At 40.7% G+C, this 24,312-nt stretch carries 27 protein-coding genes and 1 pseudogene; 7 read left to right on the top strand and 21 right to left on the bottom strand.

Annotation, left to right across the window (positions count from 1 at the left end; all coding sequences use genetic code 11):
- Position 1: 1 nt before the first annotated feature.
- From ACZ41C_RS02195 to recR, 12 genes are all read right to left on the bottom strand, one after another.
- Complete coding sequence (locus tag ACZ41C_RS02195; protein WP_464564015.1) at positions 2-883, bottom strand: DUF2911 domain-containing protein; 882 nt, start codon at positions 881-883, stop codon at positions 2-4.
- Positions 880-1,842 (bottom strand): signal recognition particle-docking protein FtsY, encoded by a 963-nt coding sequence (gene ftsY, locus ACZ41C_RS02200; protein ID WP_464564017.1) that lies wholly within the window; start codon positions 1,840-1,842, stop codon positions 880-882. Before ftsY ends, ACZ41C_RS02195 begins: the two co-directional genes overlap by 4 nt.
- Before the next feature lie 84 nt (positions 1,843-1,926).
- Positions 1,927-2,079: a DUF4295 domain-containing protein gene (locus ACZ41C_RS02205; RefSeq protein ID WP_125224007.1), complete on the bottom strand. Its 153-nt coding sequence runs from the start codon at positions 2,077-2,079 to the stop codon at positions 1,927-1,929.
- Between the two features lie 7 nt (positions 2,080-2,086).
- The gene (rpmG, locus tag ACZ41C_RS02210) at positions 2,087-2,269 is read right to left on the bottom strand and encodes a 50S ribosomal protein L33 (RefSeq protein ID WP_125224006.1); all 183 of its coding nucleotides are present in this window, start codon (positions 2,267-2,269) and stop codon (positions 2,087-2,089) included.
- Positions 2,270-2,288: 19 nt separating this feature from the next.
- Positions 2,289-2,525 carry a 50S ribosomal protein L28 gene (rpmB, locus tag ACZ41C_RS02215; RefSeq protein ID WP_138259239.1) on the bottom strand — a complete coding sequence of 79 codons (237 nt, stop codon included), beginning with the start codon at positions 2,523-2,525 and terminating at the stop codon, positions 2,289-2,291.
- Between the two features lie 70 nt (positions 2,526-2,595).
- Positions 2,596-3,846 carry a competence/damage-inducible protein A gene (locus ACZ41C_RS02220; RefSeq protein ID WP_464564020.1) on the bottom strand — a complete coding sequence of 417 codons (1,251 nt, stop codon included), beginning with the start codon at positions 3,844-3,846 and terminating at the stop codon, positions 2,596-2,598.
- Positions 3,846-4,184, bottom strand: a complete 339-nt coding sequence (locus ACZ41C_RS02225) for an Hpt domain-containing protein (RefSeq protein WP_464564022.1) — start codon at positions 4,182-4,184, stop codon at positions 3,846-3,848. Before ACZ41C_RS02225 ends, ACZ41C_RS02220 begins: the two co-directional genes overlap by 1 nt.
- Positions 4,184-4,795 (bottom strand): fumarylacetoacetate hydrolase family protein, encoded by a 612-nt coding sequence (locus ACZ41C_RS02230; protein WP_464564024.1) that lies wholly within the window; start codon positions 4,793-4,795, stop codon positions 4,184-4,186. The genes ACZ41C_RS02225 and ACZ41C_RS02230 overlap by 1 nt, the downstream gene beginning before the upstream one ends.
- 10 nt (positions 4,796-4,805) lie before the next feature.
- On the bottom strand, positions 4,806-5,582 hold the full coding sequence (locus ACZ41C_RS02235; RefSeq protein ID WP_464564026.1) for an exonuclease domain-containing protein: 777 nt from the start codon (positions 5,580-5,582) through the stop codon (positions 4,806-4,808).
- Positions 5,583-5,656: 74 nt separating this feature from the next.
- Positions 5,657-6,928 (bottom strand): hypothetical protein, encoded by a 1,272-nt coding sequence (locus tag ACZ41C_RS02240; protein ID WP_464564028.1) that lies wholly within the window; start codon positions 6,926-6,928, stop codon positions 5,657-5,659.
- 97 nt (positions 6,929-7,025) lie between these two features.
- Positions 7,026-8,384: a dihydrolipoamide acetyltransferase family protein gene (locus ACZ41C_RS02245; protein ID WP_464564030.1), complete on the bottom strand. Its 1,359-nt coding sequence runs from the start codon at positions 8,382-8,384 to the stop codon at positions 7,026-7,028.
- Positions 8,385-8,475: 91 nt separating this feature from the next.
- A complete protein-coding gene (recR, locus tag ACZ41C_RS02250; RefSeq protein ID WP_464564032.1) occupies positions 8,476-9,096 on the bottom strand; it encodes a recombination mediator RecR in 621 nt (206 codons plus the stop codon).
- A gap of 68 nt (positions 9,097-9,164) precedes the next feature.
- Between recR and ACZ41C_RS02255 the strand changes: the two genes are divergently transcribed.
- Positions 9,165-10,646: a sodium:solute symporter gene (locus ACZ41C_RS02255; RefSeq protein WP_464564034.1), complete on the top strand. Its 1,482-nt coding sequence runs from the start codon at positions 9,165-9,167 to the stop codon at positions 10,644-10,646.
- A 7-nt stretch (positions 10,647-10,653) separates the two neighbouring features.
- Here the strand turns inward: ACZ41C_RS02255 and ACZ41C_RS02260 are convergent, their stop codons facing one another.
- The 4 genes from ACZ41C_RS02260 to ACZ41C_RS02275 form a co-directional block, all read right to left on the bottom strand.
- Positions 10,654-11,013 (bottom strand): CoA-binding protein, encoded by a 360-nt coding sequence (locus ACZ41C_RS02260; RefSeq protein ID WP_464564036.1) that lies wholly within the window; start codon positions 11,011-11,013, stop codon positions 10,654-10,656.
- A gap of 465 nt (positions 11,014-11,478) precedes the next feature.
- The gene (locus tag ACZ41C_RS02265; protein ID WP_464564038.1) at positions 11,479-12,486 is read right to left on the bottom strand and encodes a 3-oxoacyl-ACP synthase III family protein; all 1,008 of its coding nucleotides are present in this window, start codon (positions 12,484-12,486) and stop codon (positions 11,479-11,481) included.
- A 92-nt stretch (positions 12,487-12,578) separates the two neighbouring features.
- Entirely contained in the window at positions 12,579-13,886 is a 1,308-nt protein-coding gene (locus tag ACZ41C_RS02270; protein WP_464564040.1) for an ABC1 kinase family protein, read from the bottom strand.
- Between the two features lie 17 nt (positions 13,887-13,903).
- A complete protein-coding gene (locus ACZ41C_RS02275; RefSeq protein WP_464564042.1) occupies positions 13,904-14,557 on the bottom strand; it encodes a TetR family transcriptional regulator C-terminal domain-containing protein in 654 nt (217 codons plus the stop codon).
- A gap of 320 nt (positions 14,558-14,877) precedes the next feature.
- On the opposite strand from ACZ41C_RS02275, the gene htpG reads away from it, so the two are divergent.
- Entirely contained in the window at positions 14,878-16,764 is a 1,887-nt protein-coding gene (gene htpG, locus ACZ41C_RS02280; protein ID WP_464564044.1) for a molecular chaperone HtpG, read from the top strand.
- A 117-nt stretch (positions 16,765-16,881) separates the two neighbouring features.
- On the opposite strand, the gene ACZ41C_RS02285 is transcribed toward htpG, so the two are convergent.
- From ACZ41C_RS02285 to ACZ41C_RS02300, 4 genes and pseudogenes are all read right to left on the bottom strand, one after another.
- Positions 16,882-17,694, bottom strand: coding sequence for an inositol oxygenase family protein (locus ACZ41C_RS02285; protein WP_464564046.1), 813 nt, complete (start codon positions 17,692-17,694; stop codon positions 16,882-16,884).
- Between the two features lie 113 nt (positions 17,695-17,807).
- The gene (locus ACZ41C_RS02290) at positions 17,808-19,406 is read right to left on the bottom strand and encodes a solute:sodium symporter family transporter (RefSeq protein ID WP_272637723.1); all 1,599 of its coding nucleotides are present in this window, start codon (positions 19,404-19,406) and stop codon (positions 17,808-17,810) included.
- A 37-nt stretch (positions 19,407-19,443) separates the two neighbouring features.
- Positions 19,444-19,854 (bottom strand): hypothetical protein, encoded by a 411-nt coding sequence (locus ACZ41C_RS02295; protein WP_464564048.1) that lies wholly within the window; start codon positions 19,852-19,854, stop codon positions 19,444-19,446.
- Positions 19,835-20,425 (bottom strand): annotated as a pseudogene (locus ACZ41C_RS02300) (RNA polymerase sigma factor). The gene ACZ41C_RS02295 and the pseudogene ACZ41C_RS02300 overlap by 20 nt, the downstream one beginning before the upstream one ends.
- Positions 20,426-20,556: 131 nt before the next feature.
- On the opposite strand from ACZ41C_RS02300, the gene ACZ41C_RS02305 reads away from it, so the two are divergent.
- From ACZ41C_RS02305 to ACZ41C_RS02315, 3 genes are all read left to right on the top strand, one after another.
- The gene (locus tag ACZ41C_RS02305; protein ID WP_138259257.1) at positions 20,557-20,910 is read left to right on the top strand and encodes a DUF6249 domain-containing protein; all 354 of its coding nucleotides are present in this window, start codon (positions 20,557-20,559) and stop codon (positions 20,908-20,910) included.
- A gap of 63 nt (positions 20,911-20,973) precedes the next feature.
- On the top strand, positions 20,974-21,609 hold the full coding sequence (locus ACZ41C_RS02310) for an MOSC domain-containing protein (RefSeq protein WP_138259258.1): 636 nt from the start codon (positions 20,974-20,976) through the stop codon (positions 21,607-21,609).
- Positions 21,609-21,974 (top strand): DoxX family protein, encoded by a 366-nt coding sequence (locus ACZ41C_RS02315; protein WP_138259259.1) that lies wholly within the window; start codon positions 21,609-21,611, stop codon positions 21,972-21,974. The genes ACZ41C_RS02310 and ACZ41C_RS02315 overlap by 1 nt, the downstream gene beginning before the upstream one ends.
- 53 nt (positions 21,975-22,027) lie before the next feature.
- Here ACZ41C_RS02315 and ACZ41C_RS02320 read toward each other — a convergent pair whose 3' ends face one another.
- Positions 22,028-22,612, bottom strand: a complete 585-nt coding sequence (locus tag ACZ41C_RS02320) for a hypothetical protein (RefSeq protein ID WP_138259260.1) — start codon at positions 22,610-22,612, stop codon at positions 22,028-22,030.
- Positions 22,613-22,829: 217 nt separating this feature from the next.
- Between ACZ41C_RS02320 and ACZ41C_RS02325 the strand changes: the two genes are divergently transcribed.
- Positions 22,830-23,702 carry an AraC family transcriptional regulator gene (locus ACZ41C_RS02325; protein WP_125223991.1) on the top strand — a complete coding sequence of 291 codons (873 nt, stop codon included), beginning with the start codon at positions 22,830-22,832 and terminating at the stop codon, positions 23,700-23,702.
- Positions 23,702-24,298: an alpha-ketoglutarate-dependent dioxygenase AlkB family protein gene (locus tag ACZ41C_RS02330; RefSeq protein WP_464564052.1), complete on the top strand. Its 597-nt coding sequence runs from the start codon at positions 23,702-23,704 to the stop codon at positions 24,296-24,298. The genes ACZ41C_RS02325 and ACZ41C_RS02330 overlap by 1 nt, the downstream gene beginning before the upstream one ends.
- The last annotated feature ends 14 nt before the right edge of the window (positions 24,299-24,312 follow it).

The following is a 24,312-nucleotide window of genomic DNA, read 5'->3' on the forward strand; positions in this document are numbered from 1 at the left end:
TTCAATTATTCTTCAGTTCTTCTTGCCAGACCTTGATATCCTTCTGATTGAGCCGCACAAATTCATCCTTATTTTCCTTTTCGGCTAATTGAATTGATTTTTTGGTGGATTCAATGGTGGCCGCATAATCGCCCAAATCACCTTCAACCAGGGCCTTTACCCTATAAAAATAATAGGTTTCCCCATGCATTTGCAAGGCCTTTTCCAAATAGGTTAAAGCATCAACAAGGCGTATTCCTTGCTCCTGGTAATAGCGGGCAATCTCATAATAGGTTTGGGCAGATGGATTGTCCTGTAACTTCTGCTGAATTTGCTTTTCCATCATGGACATGGTATCAAAGGAAATGGAAACTTGAACTTTTGTGCTGGCCCAGTGAATTATCAATTGGGCAGCGTCATGCTGAAGTTCATCAAAATATAGCAATAGATTTTCCTGAAAAGCCAAGGTTTTAAGGGGAATAACAGAAACCCTCAATGCATCTTCCTCCGGATTATAATTATCCCTTCCGTCCCCCCAATGTGAGGTGTTTTTATGGAAAACGATTTCCCATTGGTCTTCATAGGGGAAGATATAAAGCGCATAGGTTCCTTTGGACAAGTGTTTACCTTCTATTTTGACATCGGAATCAAAACTTATTTTTGTGGATTCATTGGCACCCACGCGCCAAATTCGACCAAAGGGAACCAAAGCTGGCATTCCATCCGCCTGAATACCAAAGACTTTTCTATTTCTGGCAGCCGGTCTGGAGTATTCCAAAGAAATCTTTGAGAGGCCCACTACCTGTTCTGTTTTGGTAAATGGACTTGCTTTAGGGTGTGTTATCTGTGACCAAGTAATCGTGGTCCATAGCGATATAAGAACAAATAACCCTACTACTTTCAATTATTGATATTAAAAAAGGAGTCCACAAATTCATATTTGTTGAAAACCTGAAGATCTTCCATGCCCTCTCCTACCCCAATATATTTTACGGGAATCTTAAATTGGTCCGAAATACCAATGACGACACCTCCTTTTGCCGTACCATCCAATTTTGTGACGGCCAAAGAAGTTACTTCGGTAGCTTTTGTAAATTGCTTGGCCTGCTCAAACGCATTTTGGCCGGTGGAACCGTCCAATACCAAGAGTACTTCATGCGGGGTATTCTCCACCACTTTTTGCATGACCCTTTTTACCTTGCTAAGTTCGTTCATCAAATTGACCTTGTTGTGCAACCTTCCTGCCGTATCGATGATGACGACGTCCGCATCCTGCTTTACGGCAGAGCTAAGGGTGTCAAAAGCGACCGATGCGGGGTCACTTCCCATCTGTTGTTTTACAATGGGTACCTCTACGCGATCTGCCCAAACCTGCAATTGGTCTATAGCGGCCGCCCTGAATGTATCTGCCGCACCCAACACTACCTTAAGTCCCTGTTTTTTAAATTGATAGGCCAATTTTCCAATGGTAGTGGTCTTACCAACCCCATTGACGCCCACGACCATGATCACATAAGGTTTTTTATCTGATGGAATATGAACTTCAGAGTCCTCACCGGAATGTGTCTCAGAAAGCAATCCGGCAATTTCCTCCCTTAAAATCGTATTAAGTTCATCAGTGTCCATGTATTTATCCTTGGCGACCCGGGCCTCGATTCGTTCAATAATTTTTAAGGTTGTATTTACCCCCACATCCGAAGTCACCAACACTTCCTCAAGATTGTCCAATACGTCATCATCTACCCTGGATTTACCTGCAACGGCCTTTCCTAATTTGGTAAAGAAACTGGTTTTTGTCTTTTCCAGTCCCTTGTCCAAGGTTTCCTTCTTTTCGGAAGAAAAAATCTTTTTAAATAAGCTCATCTTGTATGCAATAGATTATCAAATATAAAAATTAAAAAACCCCTTTCGTAGGGAAAGGGGCTTTTAAAACTTTTCAAAAGTTGGTTATTTTTTATCCAACCACTCATTGACCATTTCAGGGGCCATAACCGATTCAACAAAAACGTAGGCACCACTTTTTGGTGACTTAACCATTTTAATGGCTTTTGTCAATCTTTTTGAACTTGTCTGTAAACTTGCTACCGTCTTCTTTGCCATGGCCTACTTATTTAATTTCTTTATGAACTGTCATACGCTTCAAGATAGGATTGAATTTTTTAATCTCTAATCTCTCAGGAGTATTTTTTTTGTTTTTTGTAGTAACATATCTAGAAGTTCCAGGTTTTCCGGACTCCTTGTGCTCGGTGCACTCTAAAATTACCTGTATTCTATTACCTTTCTTTGCCATTATACTCTATAATTATAGGTTACTTTACCAACCCATTAGCTTTTGCATCCTTCAAAACGGCAGAGATACCTTTCTTGTTGATAAGTTTTACCGCTCTTGCGGAAACTTTCAAAGTAACCCATCGGTCTTCCTCCGGAATGTAAAATCTCTTTTTGGAAAGATTTACATCAAACCTTCTTTTCGTCTTATTGATGGAGAAGGAAACATTATTACCTACCATCGCCTTCTTTCCCGTAATTTCACAAACTTTTGACATTATGCCGAATTTTTTCTTTTAAACAGGGTGCAAATTTATATCATTTTTATCTTTCAGCCAACAATACAACTCACATTTTTATAATTTCTTTTTGAAGCAACTCAAGTGCTTTGTTTACAGACTTTTGCACTATCCTTTCCCGTTGGCTTCCCATGGTGAATTTAAGGGCAAAAACATGGGTGGGCGATGCAATACCAATGTAGACTGTTCCAACATTGGCATCTGAGTCACCTTTTGTGGGACCGGCATTGCCCGTAGTTGCAATAGCAAAATCAGTATCCAACAACTTTTTAACGCCTTGCGCCATGGCCATGGCCACTTGCTCGCTCACGACGGAATAGGTATCCACCAATGCTTGGGGTACGCCTAATACGTTCACTTTTGTCTCCGTGGCATAACTGACCACGCTCCCTTTAAAATAGGCCGAAGCTCCCGGTATGGCCGTAAGATGGCTGGCGATGGTCCCTCCTGTAAAACTTTCGGCAGTGGACAAAGTCAACCCTTTCTCGATCAACAGTTTAGAAATTGTCTCTTCCAGCTCCTCGTCCTCTTCAGAGCCTAGAATGATATCTCCTATCAATGGAAATAGTTTCTGTGATTCCAATTCTATGGCACTTGAAAGGATTGAATAGTCCGTCCCTTTGGCGGTAAGCCGCAACCGTACCTTACCCAAACTGGGCAAGTAGGCCAATTTGACGAAATTTGGAAGGTTATTTTCCCATTCCTCTATTATTTGGGCAATGGCGCTCTCTCCCATTCCGTAGGTATGAATGGTTTTATGGATGATATGCGGTCTATCGTAGAACCTGACCAACTCTGGAACCACTACTTCCCTTATGAGGTGTTTCATCTCAAAAGGAACCCCTGGCAGCGAAATAAAGGTAGTCCCATCCTCATAGAACCACATGCCGGGAGCCGTTCCGTTTTCATTGTGCAAAACTTTTGCCTTGCTGGGAACCCAGGCCTGCTTTCTGTTCAAATCTGAAATTGGGGTATTGGAAATATACTTGGCGAACAGGTTTTCAACATGTGCCAGAACCTTTTTGTCCTCTACAAGTTCGTCATTGAAAAATTCACAGAAGGTATGCTTGGTGATATCGTCTTTGGTAGGGCCCAACCCCCCGGTAACGATGACGATGTCCGCATGGGCCTTGGATTCCACCAAAGCCTGTAGTATGTGTTCGCGATCATCCTGAACCGAAGTAATCTGGTATACGGAAATACCAATTTTATTGAGTTCCTTGGCAATGAACGCCGAATTGGTATCAATAATCTGACCAATGAGTATTTCATCGCCAATGGTAATGATATCAGCGAACATTAGAGCTCAAAGTCGTTTTTTAACTCCCCGATGACCTGATGGATATCGGTTTTAAGAATAGGAAAGGTTTTTTCAATAGCTTCCCATGGAGCACTTTGTTTCCCTAGGGTCTCCACTTCCAGAGCTGCGGCCCTAGTCTGCTCCATACCCAACAAATCCACATTGGGCTTTATCTTATGGGCCAGTTGGTAGGTCCTTTCATAATCCCGCTCCTGTATAGCGGCTTCAAGTCCCTCCAAATCCTCGGGGACCTCGTCCAAAAAAACAGAAATGACGGATAGTATAAATTCCTGGTCCCCATCTGCCATCTCGTTGATCTTGTCCAAACTATATATCATTATCTTATTTTGACGTTAAAAAGTTCCGCTTCTTCCAAGTAACCTGTAAGGTAGTCATTTGCACTTACTTTGCCAACTCCGGCAGGTGTTCCCGTGAAAATAACATCTCCCTTTTTCAGCATAAAGAACGTGGACACATAGGATATTATTTCGTCTATTTTCCACAACATCAGCGAGGTATTTCCCTTTTGAACGGCCTCCCCGTTCTTCAACAAACTAAAATTTAGGTTGTTCAGGTCCTTAAAGTTGGATTTTGGCATCCATTCACCAATGACGGCAGCACCATCAAAACCTTTGGCCTTTTCCCAGGGCAAGCCTTTATCCTTCAATTTTGACTGTAGGTCCCTTGCGGTAAAATCGATTCCTAAACCTATTTCATCGTAATAGGTTCCCGCGAATTCCTCCTTGATATGTTTCCCTATGCGCTTTATCTTGACCAACACCTCCACTTCGTAATGTACATCGTCTGAAAATTCCGGTATATAAAAGTCCTGCTCTTTGGGAAGTACTGCGGAATCCGGTTTAATAAAAATGACGGGCTCCGTAGGTTTTTCGTTTTTGAGTTCCTCGATGTGCTCGGTGTAATTTCTACCGATACAGATTATCTTCATAATTATTCTACTAACTAAGCTTATTGTTGAGTTTGCTCAACTTTATCTGGGTAAGAATCTTTTTGGTGTACAGGGGAAAATCGGCATTTAGAATCCACCCGAAATATCCAGGCTCCTTATCGAGTACATCATGGACTTTTCTTCCCTTATGTTTTCCAAAGGAAAAAATTTCATCGCCATCCTCGTCCAATGCAATAAAACCGGCAAAGTCCACGAACTGCTTCCTTTTGGAGAATTCAGAAAGCTTTTTAATATTGTTTTCAAGATCCGGGTAACGCTCCAGTTGGGAAAGCAATACTTCATAGGTTGCGGTTGTATCGGCCTCCGCACTATGGGCATCGGTAAGGTCCTTATCGCAATAGAACTTATAAGCTGCCTCCAAGGTCCTTTTCTCCTTTTTGTGGAATATAGTCTGCACATCTACCGAAACGGTGTTCTTCATATCAAAATCGATATCGGCCCTCAAAAGCTCCTCTGCCAATAAGGGAATATCGAATCTATCGGAATTAAAACCGGCCAAATCACTGTCCTTTATCATGCGATGAATATCCTTGGACAATTGTTTAAATGTAGGTTCATTGGCCACCTTTTCGTTTGAAATGCCATGGATGGCTACTACATCTTCAGGAATTTCCATTTCCGGATTTACCAACCAGGTCCTGCTTTCCTTATTGCCATTGGGAAAAACCTTCAGTATGGATATCTCCACGATCCGATCCTTGGCCACATTGGTTCCGGTAGTTTCCAAATCAAAAAAACAAATAGGTCTGGTAAGCTTTAGCTCCATGAATTCCAATTTATGGCAAATATAGGTTTTAAGAGTTAGGCCCTAGAATGCCCGTCACCTCTTTTTTATAAAATTTATAGTCTATTGTTGATAATATTATTGAACGCAGAACCGAAAGTATAGCTTAATCCCACCCTAAAACCAAGTTCAAAATCCGTAGCAATCTGTTTTTGTTGTAGTAAAACATCCTCAATGGAAGCATCGCCTGCAGGCAAATTGATTTGATCACGGATTACTTCAAAATTACCAGAAAAGGTGACACCTAGACCTTTGAATATACGAACGGAAAGTCTTGAAAATAATTGAATTCTATTTTTATTAAAATCCTTTATGAAAGTCGAACCCCTTAATCTTGTGAAAATATTACCCCATGGTTGACGATATCTAAGTTGAACATCCAAAGAGTGGTCTAATACACCTTCGCTATCTTTCTCAAAAATAGTTGTATCAATATAGTTATTGTAAAAGTAGCCGATACGATATGCGAAAACCAGTTCCCGTTGTAAAACCTCACGATAAGGAAAAATATTATACTCTATTGCCGGGCGTATATAAGTAAAAAGATTTTGATTCGTAAAAGTATTGTGACGTGCACCTGCGAAAATACCCGCCGACCAGTGATCTGTCAAGCTTCTAACTATACTACCATCTGCAGAATAACGAAGCCTATCACTAGTGAACGTTTCATTATTCTGCTCAAACCTGCTCGTGGCCTGGTTTAGTTCCAAATCCGCACGAATTCTCCATTTTTCAGTTACCCTATCACTCTCAAATCCGACTTCATATTCGAACTCATTCCTACTGGACTCCTTAGAGAGCTCAGCTTCACCATAAATTTCAAAAATCCAATTGTTCCATGGATCTTCAACACTCATCTGCTCTATTGTACTGTTACCCTTTCTATTTATGGAATATGTAATTTCATAGGCCAAATCAGATTCTAGAAGATATTTAAGCAAACCCAGTTTTATTTTGGCTACCAAACCTTTCCTTATCTCATCCGGGGTCATATTGGGAGTGGTTTCATAAGAAATCTCACCTTGAATTTCGGTATAGTTTTGTGCTCCTTTAAAATCCAATAAATAAGTCCGCCCTCCGCTTCCGTTGCCAACATCATAGATAAACAATTGTACGTTTGCCAAGGATTGATCCCTGACATGGTCAACGAATGGAATTTCCTGCCTTACATAGTTTCTATCACAATTACAATCAATGAAAAGCCTCATTTGAGTCTCTTCCTTCTTGATTTCTTGAGCAATTGTAGAAAATGGAATCAGAAAATAAATAAATAAATAAACTAGGATTTCAAAATGATGTTTGAAAAATAAGGATAATGGTCTTAACATTTGTGGGCTTGGTAAGACACAAAGCTAAAATCTAATGAATGAAAAAGATGTTAGTTTTGTGTTAATCCTAACATTTTATTTAAAATACTAATTACTTTCAGATTTCCCTGTCTACCTCCCAAGCCTCGAGGTAATCCGCAACTGCCTTGGCGAACATACTGCCCAAAGCTCCGTTTACCACCCTATGATCATAGCTGTGAGACAAAAACATCTTACTTCTTACGCCAATGAAATCACCTTCCTTCGTTTCTATTACTGAAGGAATCTTTCGTATTGCACCCAGGGCCATGATTCCTACTTGCGGCTGATTGATTATGGGGGTCCCAAAAACACTTCCAAAGGTACCTACATTGGTCACGGTATAGGTACCGTCCTGCACCTCATCCGGTTTTAAGGCATTTTTTCTAGACCGCTCCGCCAAATCATTGACTACCCTGGCCATACCTACAAGGTTTAATTGGTCCGCATTTTTGATTACGGGCACTATCAAGTTGCCATCCGGCAGGGCGGCCGCCATCCCTATATTGATGTTTTTCTTTTTAATCACATTGTCCCCATCCACGGAAATATTCATCATGGGGTATTTCTTCAAGGCCTTGGCTACGGCTTCCATGAAAATAGGCGTAAAGGTCAGTTTTTCACCTTCCTGCTTTTCAAAGGCATCCTTCACCTTGTTTCTCCAGTTTACGATATTTGTTACGTCTACCTCTATAAAACTTTGAACGTGCGCCGAAGTGGAGACGCTGTCAGACATATGCTTGGCAATCAATTTGCCCATTCTTGACATGGGAATAATCTCGTCGCCTGCCCCAACTTTTATCTGTGATTCCTCCTTTTCCACAATTTTTGGTGGTGCCGATACCTCTTCCTTTTTGGTTTGGACGGGCTGGGGGGCTTCGGGAGTTTTCTTGGGTTGGGTCGCGACCTGGGCCCCATTGCTTCTTCCCGAAATATAATCCAAGATGTCATTCTTTGTTACCCTTCCCTCTTTCCCGGTACCGGATATGGCCTCCAGTTCGGCAAGGGAAACCCCTTCCTCTTTGGCAATGTTCTTTACCAGCGGTGAATAAAATCGCTCTGAAGAAGTATAGTCGGGAACGGGACTCCCAACCGTTTCGCGGGCCTTCACAACGGCCTCTTCGGCCACGGAGGCCAGTTTCTCATCTGACGTTTCCTCCGTATTGTCCGTATCTTCAACTAATCCGTCTGCTTCCCCTGCAATTTCGATTACAGCGACTACCTGCCCTACTTTGACAATATCATCAACTTCAAATCTTTTTTCGATAAGCACACCATCCACCTCACTGGGAACCTCACTATCCACTTTATCCGTTGCTATTTCAAAGATGGCCTCATCCATTTCAACCTTTTCGCCTACTTCCTTTAACCAAGAGGTCAATGTAGCCTCGGCAACACTTTCACCCATTCTTGGCAATTTCAATTCAAATTTTGACATATCAATAATCTAAGGTCTATTTTTTATACTGTTTTTGCAAAAATAATAAAATACAACACCCTTTACTGAATTTATATCAGAATTAAGTGGATTACTTGTTACTAAAACTTCCTTCAAACGGAATCCTATTTAAAATACTTCGCCCCAAGGTAACCTCATCAGCATATTCCAACTCGTCCCCTACGGCAATCCCTCGGGCAATGGTAGAGGTTTTGACCCCTGTATCCTCCAATTGTTTAAAGATATAGAAATTGGTAGTGTCCCCTTCCATAGTAGAGCTCAACGCAAGAATCAACTCTCGTACTTCCCCTTCTTTCACCTTATTTATCAAAGAGGATATGGTCAAATCCTGGGGGCCCATGCCTTCTATGGGTGAAATCTTACCGCCCAACACATGATACAATCCCCTATACTGGCCAGTATTTTCAATGGCCATTACATCCCTTATATCTTCTACCACACAGACTAGGGAGGCATCCCTTTTTGGATTGGAACAAATTTCACAAAGTGCCGTATCACTAATGTTATGGCACTTCTTACAGAACTGCACCATAGTTCTCAATTTCGTCAAAGCATTGGATAGATTTTCTGTCTGGCGCTCCGGCTGCTTTAGCAAGTGCAACACCAATCGTAGCGCAGTTCGCTTACCAATTCCAGGCAATTGTGACATTTCATAGACGGCATTTTCCAGTAATTTGGAAGAAAAATCCATTGCTTTGAGTTTCCGGTAAAATTACGCACTATTTTTACTTTTTGTACTTTGACCACAAATAAATTCCCATGACTGCATCCCATATTCTGCTTCTTATAGGAAGCTATTTTGCATTACTACTCCTGATTTCCTACTTTACGGGAAAGAACGATTCCAATGAGGATTTCTTCAAGGCAGGAAAGCAATCCCCTTGGTATTTGGTTGCATTTGGAATGGTGGGCGCTTCGTTATCGGGGGTTACCTTTATATCCGTTCCAGGGTGGGTGGACGCATCCAAATTCAGTTACCTACAAGTGGTTTTTGGTTATTTGGTGGGGTACTTTGTAACGGCATATGTGCTGCTTCCCATCTACTACAGGCAAAATTTGACCTCCATTTACGAATATCTGGATAGCCGGTTCGGTTTTGTAAGTTATAAAGTTGGGGCGATTTCCTTTTTTGTATCCCGAGTTTTGGGTGCCGCCTTTCGACTCTTTCTGGTCGCCATCGTTTTGCAGCAATTCGTATTCGACGCATGGAACGTGCCGTTTGAAATTACGGTTACTCTTTCCATCCTATTGATCTGGATCTATACTTTTAAAGGGGGTATAAAAACCATCGTTTGGACGGATACCTTGCAGACCTTGTTCATGTTGGTTTCCGTTGGGCTTTCCATCTACTTTATCCTAAACAAACTAGAATGGAGTTTAGGGGATTTTCTACAATCCGAAGAACTTGCCAAATACAGCCAGACCTTTGTCTTGGATGATCTCTTTGCCAAAAACCACTTTCTAAAATCCTTTATCGGGGGGATGTTCGTGACTATTTGTATGACCGGATTGGATCAGGACATGATGCAAAAAAACCTCACCTGTAGAAATTTGAAGGAGGCTCAAAAAAACATGGTGTCCTTTAGTTTTGTCCTTGTTTTTGTGACCTTTCTATTTATGCTCTTGGGAGCCCTTTTGTTTATCTACGCCGATAAATATCAAATTGAAATGCCTCTAATGGACGGTCAACAAAAGACCGACCTACTTTTTCCTGAAATTGCCCTGAACAGCGGATTGGGAATTACCGTGGCCATTACTTTTATGCTAGGCCTTATAGCTGCGGCCTATAGTAGTGCTGACAGTGCCCTGACTTCATTGACCACCTCCTTTTGTGTAGATTTTCTGGGGACGGCAAAAAAATCTGAAGTAGCGGCAAGGAAAATTCGCAGGCGAACACATATTGGCATGAGCATCTTGTTGATTTTGGTGGTAATTACCTTTAAATACGTATTGGATAGAAACGTTATCGACGGATTATTGACGGTTGCTTCCTACACCTACGGACCCCTACTTGGATTATTCGCCTTTGGAATTTTCACCAAACATCAAATAAAGGATAATTTTGCTTGGGCCGTGGCTTTGGTTGCGGTATTGATAATAATCGGTTTGGCGAAAATACCGACCGACTATTTAGGTGGCTACGAATTTGGATATGAGCTACTGCCCTTGAACGGACTTTTAACCTTCATTGGCCTATGGCTTATCAGAAAAAATCCTGATACGGATACTATAAGCAATTAAATTAACCTCAATATTGACCGGTCGCCAGCAAAACCAAAGTACAGGCAACTTGGGCCTCTATACCTTGGGATTCCAGTAATCTCTGAAAATCAAGATTCTCAGTGCCTGGGTTAAAGATTACGCGCCTTGGACGTAAACCGATAATGGCATCGTAATATCCTTTTTGATTATTTGGATTTAAATAAAGAGTTATGGTCTGAATATTTTGGAAATCTTCTATTTTGGTTTTAACTTGCACTCCCCCGATAATTCCAGATTTTAAACCGAAAGCTTCGGTTTTTATTCCATGACCGACCAATCTATGAATTGCCAAATTACTGTAACGGTTTGGTTTTAAGGATGCTCCAAATACTAGTGTTGTATCCATCTTTATCAGGGTGTTAAATTTTATAAGTTCTGTAACTTTTTAAAGTAATAATAGTCTTTAAATTGTTATACTTCTTACAAGAAGGTTTACATTTATTTGTAGCAAAATATTCAAGACGTTGATATTGCTATATATTTATAGTTAATGGTTAGTGTTTAGTATAGCTTATCAGCAAGAAACCCGGGCTTTTGTCCGGGTTTCGCATTTTTACGAAAAACCCAATCATTAATTTATATAAGTACCTGTAACATTAAACCAGTTTACAAGTCTATTAGTATAAGGAAATACTCTTAGATAGGGAATTGGTTGGTTTTCCCCCAAGGGTTTATCCTGAGGAAAACCCGTGGCCTAGGTTGCGGGTTTTTTATTCTATATTCAGTGTTTACAAGCCTTCCCAGCTTAATCCGAGGAAAAATATCTTGGTCTTCAACTACACAAGCCAAGAAGTTGTTAGAAGTGGCTTATCTACCATCTGATAATGACACTGCCCCACGTAAAGCCGCTTCCAAATGCGGCCAATACCACCAAGTCCCCAGAATTTACCTTTCCAGCTTCCCAAGCTTCGGTCAGCGCGATGGGTATAGAAGCAGCTGTTGTGTTTCCGTAACGCATAATGTTGTTGAACACCTGATCATCGGTAAGGCCAAATTTATTTTGGATAAACTGTGATATCCTAAGATTCGCCTGATGCGGAACCAATAAATTTATATCCGTTGGTTGCAATCCATTTTTCTTAAGGCCCTCCATGATAACTTCGCTAAAACGTACCACGGCATTTTTAAATACGAATTGTCCGTTCATATAGGGGAAATAAGACTCATCGTTTGGGTCGTTATCGGCAATTATGTCAGAAACCCATCTTTTTCCCATTCCGGGCGCAATTAGTGAGAGTTCTTCTGCGTGTTGTCCTTCTGAATGCAAGTGGGTCGAAAGTATTCCCTGATCCTGACCTTCTGCCCTACTCAAAACGGCGGCACCGGCACCGTCGCCAAAAATTACGGAAACAGCCCTACCACGTGTCGTCATATCCAATCCGTGGGAATGGAGTTCTGAACCAATAACAAGAATATTCTTGTACATTCCGGTTTTTATGTACTGATCCGCCACCGAAATCGCATAGACAAACCCGGAACATTGGTTTCTCACGTCCAAGGCACCAACGGTCTTTATCCCCAAATCTCGCTGTACCAAAACCCCTGGCCCGGGAAAATAATAATCCGGACTCAAGGTGGCGAATACAATAAAATCAATTTCATCCTTATCGATTCCGGCACGTTCAATTGCAATTTTGGCCGCTTTTACGCCCATGGTCGTGGTGGTATCCTCGCCCTTTATGACATGCCTTCGTTCCTTGATTCCCGTCCGCTCCTGAATCCAAGCGTCATTCGTATCCATTATTTTGGATAAATCGTCGTTGGTTACCACATTTTCAGGAACATAATATCCTAGACCTGTAATTTTTGAATTGTACATAGTGTAAAATTTAGCCGAATTCACTGCTGTTCAGGCAGTGCAATATAACAACAATTCCGAATTTCGCATTCATTTTGGAAAAGCTTGTTACACTATAAATACTTTTGAAAATGATTTACATGAATTTCAGCCTTTAGGTCATTGAGGAGATTATAGAGTCCAAAGAAGGTCCGGTTCATATATAAAAAGTGCTTGGAACCCCGGTTTCCGTTCATTTTACGTATCTGTTTATCTGATGCATATTGCTCACTAAGTGCCGCAATTTTCCCCCAGAAATCGGCACTGCCAAAGTCAAAGGTCTCCTCATGGAACGGCGATGTGAAGAGGCTCAACATTTCGTAAAAAAGATTCTTGAAAAAGGTTATTTCGGTATCGGTATCGGAAGGGGTCAAAATTTCGAGTTCATAGAGCTTTTGAGTGAAAATGGCGTCGTTTGAAATATTCTCCTTCTTGGCCAATTCAAAATAGGGATTATAGAAATCGTCCGGCACTTCTTTGATACAACCAAAATCGATGACGACCAACTCCCCATTGGCATTTACCAAAAAATTACCTGGATGTGGGTCCGCATGCACTTTGCGCAAACCGTGAATTTGAAACATATAGAAATCCCAAAGGGTCTGGCCCAATTTGTTACCCATTTCTTGAGAAAAATTGGTCTTTGTGAATTCCCCTAAATGGGTACCCGTCATCCAATCCATTGTGATGATACGCTCGCTGGAAAGTGCCTCGTAATAGTTGGGAAATCGTAAGTTTTCTATATGGCTACACTTCTTGGTAATTTCCTTGCTTTGCGCAATTTCCAAAAGATAATTGGTCTCTTCGAGTAATTTATCCTCTACCTCTTTGAAGTATTTATCCGAATCCTTTCCCTGAAGGTTGAACATTCGCAAAGCCACTGGCTTTACCAAGGCCAAATCACTACTTATGCTTTGAGCCACTCCGGGATATTGTATTTTAACTGCCAAGTCCTTCCCGTCCTTTTTGGCTCTGTGCACCTGCCCGATACTCGCCGCGTTGACGGAATCCTTTTCAAAGGAATCGAATACTTCCTCCGGATATTTATCCAGGTATTTTTTAAACGTTTTTCGCACTAGTGGAGCGGATAAGGGCGGTACGGAAAACTGTGAAAGTGAAAATTTTTCTACATAGGCATTGGGGAGCAGGTTTTTCTCCATGCTCAACATTTGGGCGACTTTTAGGGCACTGCCCTTTAGACTTTTGAGTCCGTCGTAGATGTCCCCGGCATTATCGTTGTCGAGTTCGTCCCTAGTCAAATCTGGATTTACGATTTTCTTTCCATAATATTTGGCATAATTTCCGCCAATTTTTACACCGGTCTTAATCAGTTTGCTGGCGCGTTCAATTTTTCCGGTAGGGATTTTATCGAGAGTCTTCAATTTTAAATGAAATTAGGTTAAGCAAATGTTTCCTTGTAAAGAAATTTCCCAAAATCTACGATGTTGTCCAATGGAGTATTGTCAAAAAGGTCAAATACCGTATTTACGGATTTTTCAATGGCCAAATCCGTTTTTTCGAATCCTTGGGATTCATCGTTCATCCAAAATCTTAACAGAAAAAGGAATTGCACCCAAGTTCCCTCCGAAAAAATAGAAGGATTGTGCTTGGCTATTTTATACGTTTTTTGCTTATTACCATCAGCAATCAACTCTTTGGCAAACTCCTTCAAGTGCTTTCGCAATCCCTTTAGTTGCTCCATGTTCTTAAGCTGGTTACCGCCTTGGTTCAATGTAAAGAGGGCATAACTTCTGTTGAGGGTCAACATCTCGAAAAATGTGTAGAAAAACGTCAACAATTTGTCCCTATTTGCAAAGGATTCATAGTCCTTGTTCTCTTGCATCAATGCAAGCGTATTGGTGAAAAAGGTGTCCCAAATACCCTTCTTGATAGCGGGAATGGAGGCAAAGAATTTGTAGAAATCCGCTTCCGGAATTTCATGCTGCTTACAGAATTTATAGACCGTTTTGGGCTCCTTTTCCTGTTCCAAAACATAGTCCATGTACTTTGAAATAATTTCTTCCTTGGTAATCTTTTTATTCTTGGTAGCCATAATATGTAGTATTGCGTGTAAAGATTTATAGCAAAAAATGTATTGATTTTAGACTAAAAAACGTGCCTTCGGGGGGAAAGCACGTTTTCAAACAACCTAACCAATAAATAATCAAACGTGATTATGATTAAAACTTTTTCATAGCATTTTCTTTCCTAATCACAAGTAAAATTAAATAATGTTTAATGTTTATGAAAAATAATTAAACAAAAGTTTTGTTAAAGTTTTGTGCTCTACCAGGGTGTCAGTTTGTCACCTTCTTTAAGTATGGTATTTTTTTTGTCCAAAGGTGTTTGCAACTAATATAAAAATTCAAAATAATGGCTACAGGTAAAATCAATGTTTCGGTAGACAATATATTTCCGCTCATAAAGAAGTTTTTGTATTCCGATCATGAAATCTTTCTTCGGGAATTGGTATCCAATGCTACGGATGCTACCCTTAAACTAAAGCATTTAACCGCTATTGGAGAGGCAAAAGTGGAGTATGGCAATCCGTTGATCGAAATTAAGGTCGACAAAAAAGGAAAAAAACTTCACGTCATTGACCAAGGTCTGGGTATGACCGAGGAAGAAGTTAAAAAATACATCAACGAGGTTGCCTTTTCCGGTGCTGAGGAGTTCATCAACAAGTATGAGGATTCCGCCAAGGATGCCGGTATTATTGGGCACTTTGGACTCGGGTTTTATTCCGCCTTTATGGTCGCCCATAAAGTGGAGATCATCACGAAAAGCTATCAGGACGAACCGGCAGTGCATTGGTCCTGCGACGGTTCACCCAACTTTACCATTGAACCATCGGACAAAAAAGAACGCGGAACGGAAATCGTACTTCATATAGCCGACGATTCCACCGAGTTTTTGGAAGACAGTAGGATTCGTGAGCTATTAAGAAAATACAATAAGTTTATGCCGGTCCCCATTAAATTTGGGACCAAAACGGAGACCTTGCCCAAACCCGAAGGTGCCAAAGAGGACGATCCCGCCCCTACCAAGGAAGTGGACAATATCATCAACAATCCAAATCCGGCGTGGACCAAACAGCCAACGGATTTAAAGGACGAAGATTATAAGAGTTTTTATAGAGAGCTGTACCCTATGCAGTTCGAGGAACCGCTGTTCCACATTCATTTGAATGTGGATTATCCCTTTAACTTGACGGGAATCCTATATTTTCCGAAGCTTACGAACGACCTGAACATACAAAAAGATAAGATTCAATTGTACCAGAACCAAGTCTTCGTAACTGACAATGTGGAAGGTATTGTACCGGAATTCTTGACCATGCTGCGTGGTGTCATCGATTCACCGGATATTCCTTTGAATGTCTCAAGGTCCTATCTACAGGCCGATGGTGCGGTTAAGAAAATATCCTCTTACATTACAAGAAAGGTTGCCGATAAGCTGACTTCCCTTTTCAAAAACAACCGTGAGGATTTTGAAAAGAAATGGAATGATATTAAAATCGTCATTGAATACGGTATGTTGTCCGAAGACAAGTTCTTTGAAAAAGCGGACAAATTCGCATTGTATCCAACCGTTGATGGTGCCTATCATACTTTTGAGGAGCTACAGGAGAAAATCAAGGCCAACCAAACGGACAAGGACGATAAATTGGTCATTCTGTATGCTTCCGATAAAGAGGCGCAGCATAGCTATATAGAGACCGCCAAGTCCAAGGGTTATGAGGTATTGTTGTTGGATTCGCCCATTATCGGCCATCTGATGCAGAAACTGGAAACGACCAAAGAGAAAATATCCTTTGCCAGGGTGGATGCGGACCATATCGACAAGCTGATTCAAAAAGAGGATACCCAAATCTCCAAATTATCCGATGAGGAGAAGGAAAAGCTAAAAGCTGACTTGGAGGCTGTTTTTGGTGAAAAAAGCAATTATACCATACAATTGGAGGCCATGGATAGCGATGCTTCCCCATTCGTGATCACGGAGCCGGAATTCCTGCGCCGTATGAAGGAAATGCAACAGACCGGAGGCGGAATGTTCGGGATGGGCCATATGCCGGAGATGTACAACCTCATCGTAAACACCAATCATGAATTGATAGGCGAAATCCTGAATACCAAGACCGCCAAGAAAAAAGAGCGTTTGATCAATCAATCCTTGGATTTGGCCAAACTTTCCAAGGGCCTTTTAAAGGGTGCGGACTTAACGAACTTTATCAAGCGGAGTTATGAAATGGTGAAATAGGAGCCTCTCCCAAAACTGCCATACAGTTTTGACCTCTCTAAAGGAGAGGTAAAGTAGGAAACATAGCTATAAAAAAGGGCCTCAATGATGAGGCCCTTTTTAATTTTTCAATTATAATTACCAATAAATAGGCCCTTTACCCAAATATTTTTCGGCAATGGGCTGGTAGTACTCCCGCACATCCTCTAGATCATATATCTTTTGACTTTTTGTATACAAATCATATTTATTGAAATCCTTGATGATCTCAAGATATTCCTTGTCCTTTTCATTGGTCAATTCCTTGTAACTACCGCCACTATGCCACGGATAAAAAGAATGATATCTGATCATCACCATTGCCTCGTCGGGTAATGAATTCTCCTTGTGGTTGTTTAGTACCTGATACAGGTACTCATCATGTCCCCAAGCAAGTTCCAGATTGTCCAACCCACAGCCTTCTTCATAGATACCGGTAGTTGTATTGTAACGTGCATCGGTCATATCAGGGTTTAAGGCATTGAATTCGGGATATACGCAGGAAGAAGGCAACTTGCATCCCACAACGAATACATCGCCCACCATGCCCCATTGCTCGGCCTGACTTGTCCCATCGGCATCACTGCCCCACATGAACATGATCTTACCTAGATCGTGGATAAGTCCGGTAAGCTGCATCCAATCGGGTCTATTATCCGCCCTAATGGCCTCCGCACTCTGAATCAGGTGCTGTACATTGGGAAGATCGAGATCGGGATCGCTCACATCTATCAAACTGTTCAAGTGTCCCATGGCTTCCCAAAGGTCCATCGGCTTATCAAAAGTGAGGTGTTTTTTATGCATGCGCTTCACATAATCGTAGGTCTGGTTTTGACGCATTTTTCTATAATGTTCTTTTACGGCCACGGAGACATCGGGCGCATCGTAATTCCTGAATGTTTTTTCTTCCATAATATCACTTATAAATTAGATCTCGCATCTCGACTCCACTCGATATAACAGCTCAACCGGTTGTACCGTTTTTTTTCGAGATTATTAAATTTGATACAACAAATTACTCAATTCTAGACATTTCCCAATAAAAAATAAATAAGAACCGTTACTAGGACAAGAAAAATGCTGAAAGGTTTGGCATATTTCCATGGTTTCAAATCCAAGACGTTGGCATCCTGTATTGAAAATCGTTCTTTTGTAGGCCGATACAGAGAAGCCAAATGCATAATGCCGATATTGAGTACAAACTCAATGCCCCAAATATGAACGAAATGTAGGTTCACCTCCAAAATGAAGTACATGAGGACATAGAAAACAAGTCCGAAACAGAGTCCCACCTTGGCCCCAAACGCTGAAACCCGCGGAAAAAGAAAGCCGGCCGTAATGACGCTGGCAATGGGAATAAAGAAAATTCCGTTCAGTTGCTGTAGGAGCTGGTACAGACCGTCAGGTGCATTGGCCACAAATGGAGCAATTCCAATTGCGAAAACGGCCAGCAGCAAGGAGGTCCACTTCCCGATGCCTACCAACTTTTGGTCGCTGGATTCCTTAAAAATGTAACGCTTATAAATTCCCAAACTAAAAACGGTAGCCGCACTGTTCAAGGCACTGTTGAAGGTACTCAAAATAGCGCCCATCATGACCGCCACAAAGAAACCGGTCAGCCAAAGGGGCATCACTTTTTTTACAAGTATGGGATATACGCTATCCGGATTGTCATAGTACGAATCCCCAAAATAATAAAAGGCAATCAGCCCTGGCAATACAATGATCAGCGGTACCAATATTTTTAACAATCCCGTATAAAGCAATCCTTTTTGTGCTTCCTTTAAGCTAACGGCCCCTAACACCCGTTGAATTATCGACTGGTGCATGGTCCAGAAATAGATTTGGTTGACCATCAGTCCCGTAAACAGTACTTCAAAAGGTAGAATGGCAGACCTTGCCCCTTCCCCCACTCCGGATTCCGTGCTGATTACATTGAACTTCTCCGGGCTATTGTTGAAAACCTCACCCAAACCATGGAATAAATTTCCTTCGCCAATGGCCAAGAGTGCCAAAATGGGAACCAACAGACCAGCGACCAACAAACCAAAGCCGTTGATGGTATCCGTATATGCTACCATCTTGAGTCCCCCAAAAATGGCATAGATGGCCCCAATAGTGCCCACTATTAAAATGGTCACCCAAATACCTTGCGACTTACTTAGGTTCAATAGGTTGGAAATATCAAAAATAGCCTCAATGTTCAGCGCACCTGTGTATAGAACTATGGGCAATAACGTAGCGACAAAAGAAATAATGAGGAGCATGGCCACGATGGTCCGAGTTAGGCCGTCAAACCGTTTTTCCAAAAATTCTGGGATGGTCGTAAGTCCCATTTTCAAATACCGAGGAGCAAAATAGAGCGCCCCAATGACCAATGCGAGTGCTGAGGTTACCTCCCAGGCGATGATTATGGCCCCATTTCTATAAGAGGAACCGTTCATACCCACCAAATGCTCCGTAGAAATGTTGGTCAATAACAAAGAGCCCGCAATTACGATGCCTGTTAAGGACCTACCTCCCAAAAAATAACCGTCCTTGGTATTTAGTTTATCCTTACGAAGTTGGTAGGTCGCATAGAAAGCGACAAAACCGGTGAAGAGTAAAAAGGATAGGAAGGTCATGGATTTAAATGTAGTAATAAATTTTAAATCCCCATATTTAGATTATCACCCTGTGTTTAGAAAAATAATGCTTTAAAAAAAGAATTTGAAACAAGATAAAAATGACGAATCCTAGCACAGCATAACTGGACGAATTCCACTTGATTTCTCTCAATCGGACATCAAAAAAATCTAGATTACCAATTGTATTGTATTTTAAAGAAAAAAGCCAAAAGTTGGTATTTGGCTCCATAATGAATCCAAATCCTAAAAGGCCTATGAGTACAAGCGCAAGTGAGAACCACACTGTTTTGGATATTAAAGGCTTGTATTTTAATTCCTTTGTATTTAATTGTGCTATCCTTTGAAACAGTCTTTCATTAAAATTTTCAGAAACTTCTTCAGGTCTTAGCTCTTTGATTGCGTTTTTTAGGAATAAATCCAATACTTTATCTTCTTGTTCTTTCATAGCTATGAATTGTTTCCGGTTCTAGTGAATTTCTTAAAATTAATGCCAATTTTTTTCTGGCCCTATGTATTTTCACCTTTACGGTGTTGGCTTCAATACCTATTATTTCGGAAATTTCAACAAGGGAAAGCTCCTGATAATAAAATAGGGTTATTAATACACTATCTTCATTATCCAGTTCCTCTATAGCCCTTTTTATTGTCTTTCTTCTTTCTTTTATTTCTATTTTATTCCATATTTCCGGAGATAGGTACAAGGCAGATGTATCTTGCATATCAAAACCTTTCGTTTGGGGCTGCGATTAATGTTTTTTAAGACAATCAAGACCCTTTCTATAGGCTATTTTATATAACCAGGTAGAGAACTTGCTCTCTCCTTTAAATGTAGTCAATGCACTATATACCTTTATAAAGGTATCTTGTGCTACCTCTTCCGCATCCTCCCTATTTCCAACCAACCTTAGCGCCAAAGTAAAGACCATATGCTTATATCTATCCACTAATTTTTCATAAGCGGATATATCCCTTTTTTGGGCACGTTCTATCAATAGTTGGTCGCTAGGCTTGTTCATTTACATTTATTGGACGAACTGCTTTAGGCAAAGGTTACAGTTTTAAAGAAAAACTAAAAAAATTGTAACCTATGGAAATTTATCGTCGTCAAAGAAGTAAACAGTTTATTTATCAATTAAAAAACAAATCAATGGGAGGAGAAGTAATTATTTTCACGTTAATCTTTGGGGTTATTTTTGGAATAGCCTATTTATTCTTTTCAACTAGAAACAAAGAACGCATGGCTCTTATAGAAAAAGGTGCCGATGCCAGTATTTTTGTAAAAACAAAAAAGGAACATGCCGCGCCCTTTTGGAAAATCCTAATTTTAAACCTTTCCCTTCTGCTCATAGGAATTGGTTGTGCAATCTTTTTAGCTTCGATTATGGTCTACAGTTTGGGAGTCGAAGAGAGTGTTGCCTATCCCGGATCCATATTTTTAATGGCCGGAATTGGATTATTGTTAGGTTTCTATCTTACCAAAAAGTTGGAAAAGGAAGTATAGCAACTATCCAGTAAAATTGTAAACCACCAGATTTCTTCTGGTGGTTTTTTTTATCTTCACACAATGAAGATAATCTCCACCAATATCTGCAACGAGCCTAGAACCTTTGTTTGGAACGGCACCGAAGAACAGACGGGCATTTTTAAATTTCCCACATCTGAAAAATTGTTCTTGACCAAAAGCGATGTTCAGAAGGATACGATTATCAATAGGGTAAACCATGGGGGGGAGAACAAGGCCTGTTATCTTTTTTCCGCGGATCAGTACCCTTTTTGGAAGGTAAAATACCCTAACCATGAATGGAATTGGGGGATGTTCGGGGAAAACTTGACGATTACCGGATTGGATGAGTCCCAAATACGTATAGGGAACGTTTATAAAATGGGTAGTGCCCTGGTTCAGGTTTCCCAGCCCAGGGAACCATGTTACAAGTTGGGAATCCGCTTTGGCACCCAACAAATCCTGAAAGAATTCATCGATCAGAATCACCCCGGAACGTATGTGAAAATTCTGGAGGAAGGGGAAGTACGTATGGGCGATGAACTGAAATTGATTCAACAATCGGAGAACACCTTAACGGTCCAGGAATTCTATGAACTGATGTTCCTAAAAGAAAAGCCGAAGGACTTGCTGCAAAGGTTTATGGACAATCCGGCAGTACCCCTGTATAAAAAGGAAAGAATGCAAAAATACCTTTAATGGAACTTCATTTTCCTTGGCACTTGTACTTGATGGCCGCGCTATATGTGTTCGCAGGCCTCATGCATTTTATACGGCCCAAAATATACTTGCGGGTCATGCCCAACTATCTACCCTCTCCAAAATTTTTGGTACTCCTAAGTGGCGTATTTGAAATCCTTTTGGGCATTGGACTATGCTTTCAGGAAACCAAAGATTTAGCTATTTATGGAATTATGGCCATGTTATCGGTTTTTTTGTTGGTCCACTTTTATATGCTCAAGGGCGAAAAGGAATCGGCCGGATTTCCAAAATGGTTATTATTACTGCGCATTCCGTTGCAATTCCTTTTGATGTACTGGGCGTACGCTTACCTAAACGTATAAAAACAAAAAGAGGGCTCTCCAGCCCCCTTTTCTTGAAATTAACTTAAACCAACTTAATTAACAACAAATTCTTCACTGTAAGTTTTGGTATCATCGGATACTACTACCATATAACTTCCCGGATAGGCTCCTTGAAAGTTAAAGGCCTTTTCTACAATAAGTTTATCAGATACGGTTTCGGAGAACACCAATCTATAGTTTTGGTCATAAACTTTTAAGGAAATCTCAGATTTATCCAAGTTCAAAAAGTTCATGAAGACCCTATTTTCTGTTTTTCTAAAAAAAGGTTTGGCATCTACCTCAGAGTCGATGATCTCGATGATACCATCCTTCAAGGAAATGGTGTACATGTTGCTTTTTAGTCCGCTTTCGGCTACCAAATAATAATACCCATCTACCAAATCTTTCAAATTCAGTTTTTTACTGAAACGACCTTTTGAAAGTTTTTCGAAATAGATACTATTAGAATCCGAATCCAAAAGCCTAACAGTGACACTTTGGTCCAGTGCGTCCAAGGTCAATAGGACACTTTTGGAGTTACTTAGGGTAACAACGTCCAATTTGGGCTCTCTTGCCATACCCGCTACTGTAGCGAACATAAAGGCAACTACGGTTGTGATTTTTACAATTGTTTTCATAATAAATTACTTTAAAGGATTAATTAATAATTTACGATACAAACATACACCCGTTATGTCGTTGCCACTACAGCGGATTTTTCCGATTTATGTGCTATTTTACCAACCTTAACACACTTTTAATATAGTAATGTTAATTTTCCACATATTTGGGTTAATTTTGCAAAGTGACCTGCAAAAAAGGTTATCTAACTTTACATTAGTAAACACCAAATAGATGATTACACAAAAACCTACGTTTGAGGCTATTGAACCAGATTTTGGGCATTCGTTTACCTATCAAAGGTTCGATGAGCACCGCGTGAACAAGAACAATGTTTGGCATTACCATCCAGAATTGGAACTGGTCTATGTAAACGGCGGTTCCGGTAAGCGCCAAATTGGAAGCCATGTTTCCTATTATACCGATGGCGATCTGATATTGATAGGCAGTAATCTTCCCCATTGCGGTTTTACCGATGCGCTCACGGGCAATACCAGTGAAACCGTAGTACAGATGAAGCTCGATTTTTTGGGAACCGACTTTTTTACCATTCCCGAAATGAAGAAAATCAAAAAGTTGTTTGAAATAGCGAGTGGAGGAATCGCCTTTTATGGGAAGACCAAAAGAAAAATAGGCGATAAAATGGAGGTGCTGGAATATCAGACCGATTTCCAACGTCTTTTGAGTATTCTGAACATTCTGAACGAATTGGGCGGTTCACAAGAAATGAAACTCCTGAATGCGGATGGTTTTTCCTTGGCAACCGATGTCAAGGACAATGACCGCATCAACATCGTTTTCAATCATGTAAAGAACAACTTCAAGGAAGAAATAACGCTGGAGGAAATATCTTCCATGGTGAGCATGACCATTCCGTCTTTCTGCAGATATTTTAAAAAGCTTACAAATAAAACCTTTGTACAATTTGTAAATGAATACCGCTTGGTGCATGCCTCTAAATTATTGGCGGAAAAACCCATGAGCATCACGGAAGTCTGTTTTGAATGTGGATTCAACAACTTTTCCCACTTTAATAAGTCGTTCAAAGCATTTACGGGACAGAATCCCAGTGAATATAGGAATGAGCTAAAAGCCGTTTTGGTCTGATGCCAGAAAACAAGGAATACTCACAATTGGATTTGCCCGATTGTGATATACGATATTACCCAAATTTTATTCCTAGTAAAATTGCGGATACCTATTTCAAAAAGTTAAGGTCTGAAACACCCTGGCAACAGGATGATATTAAAGTATTCGGAAAGTTTTACGCCCAGCCAAGACTTACCGCATTGTATGGAAATAATGGAAGGCCCTACTCCTATTCCAACATTACCATGAAACCCCATCGTTTCAGTAAAGTTTTATTGGAAATAAAATCGGAAATAGAAAAGTATGTTTCCCCAGAATTTACTACTTGTTTACTAAATCTATATAGGGATGGCAAGGATAGTAATGGTTGGCACGCCGATAATGAAAAGGAACTGGGTAAAAACCCTGTAATTGCATCAGTGAGTCTAGGTGCGGAACGCATGTTCCATCTAAAACACAACATAGACCCTTCTGAAAAGCACAAAATGATATTGGAGCATGGCAGTTTGTTGGTGATGCAGGGTGAGACCCAACATACTTGGAAGCATCAGATTCCAAAAACGGCCAAACCTATTGGGGAACGGATAAACCTGACGTTTAGGATAATCAAATAAAAAAATCGGCCCAG

This window comes from Maribacter sp. C-4077, from assembly GCF_055378385.1.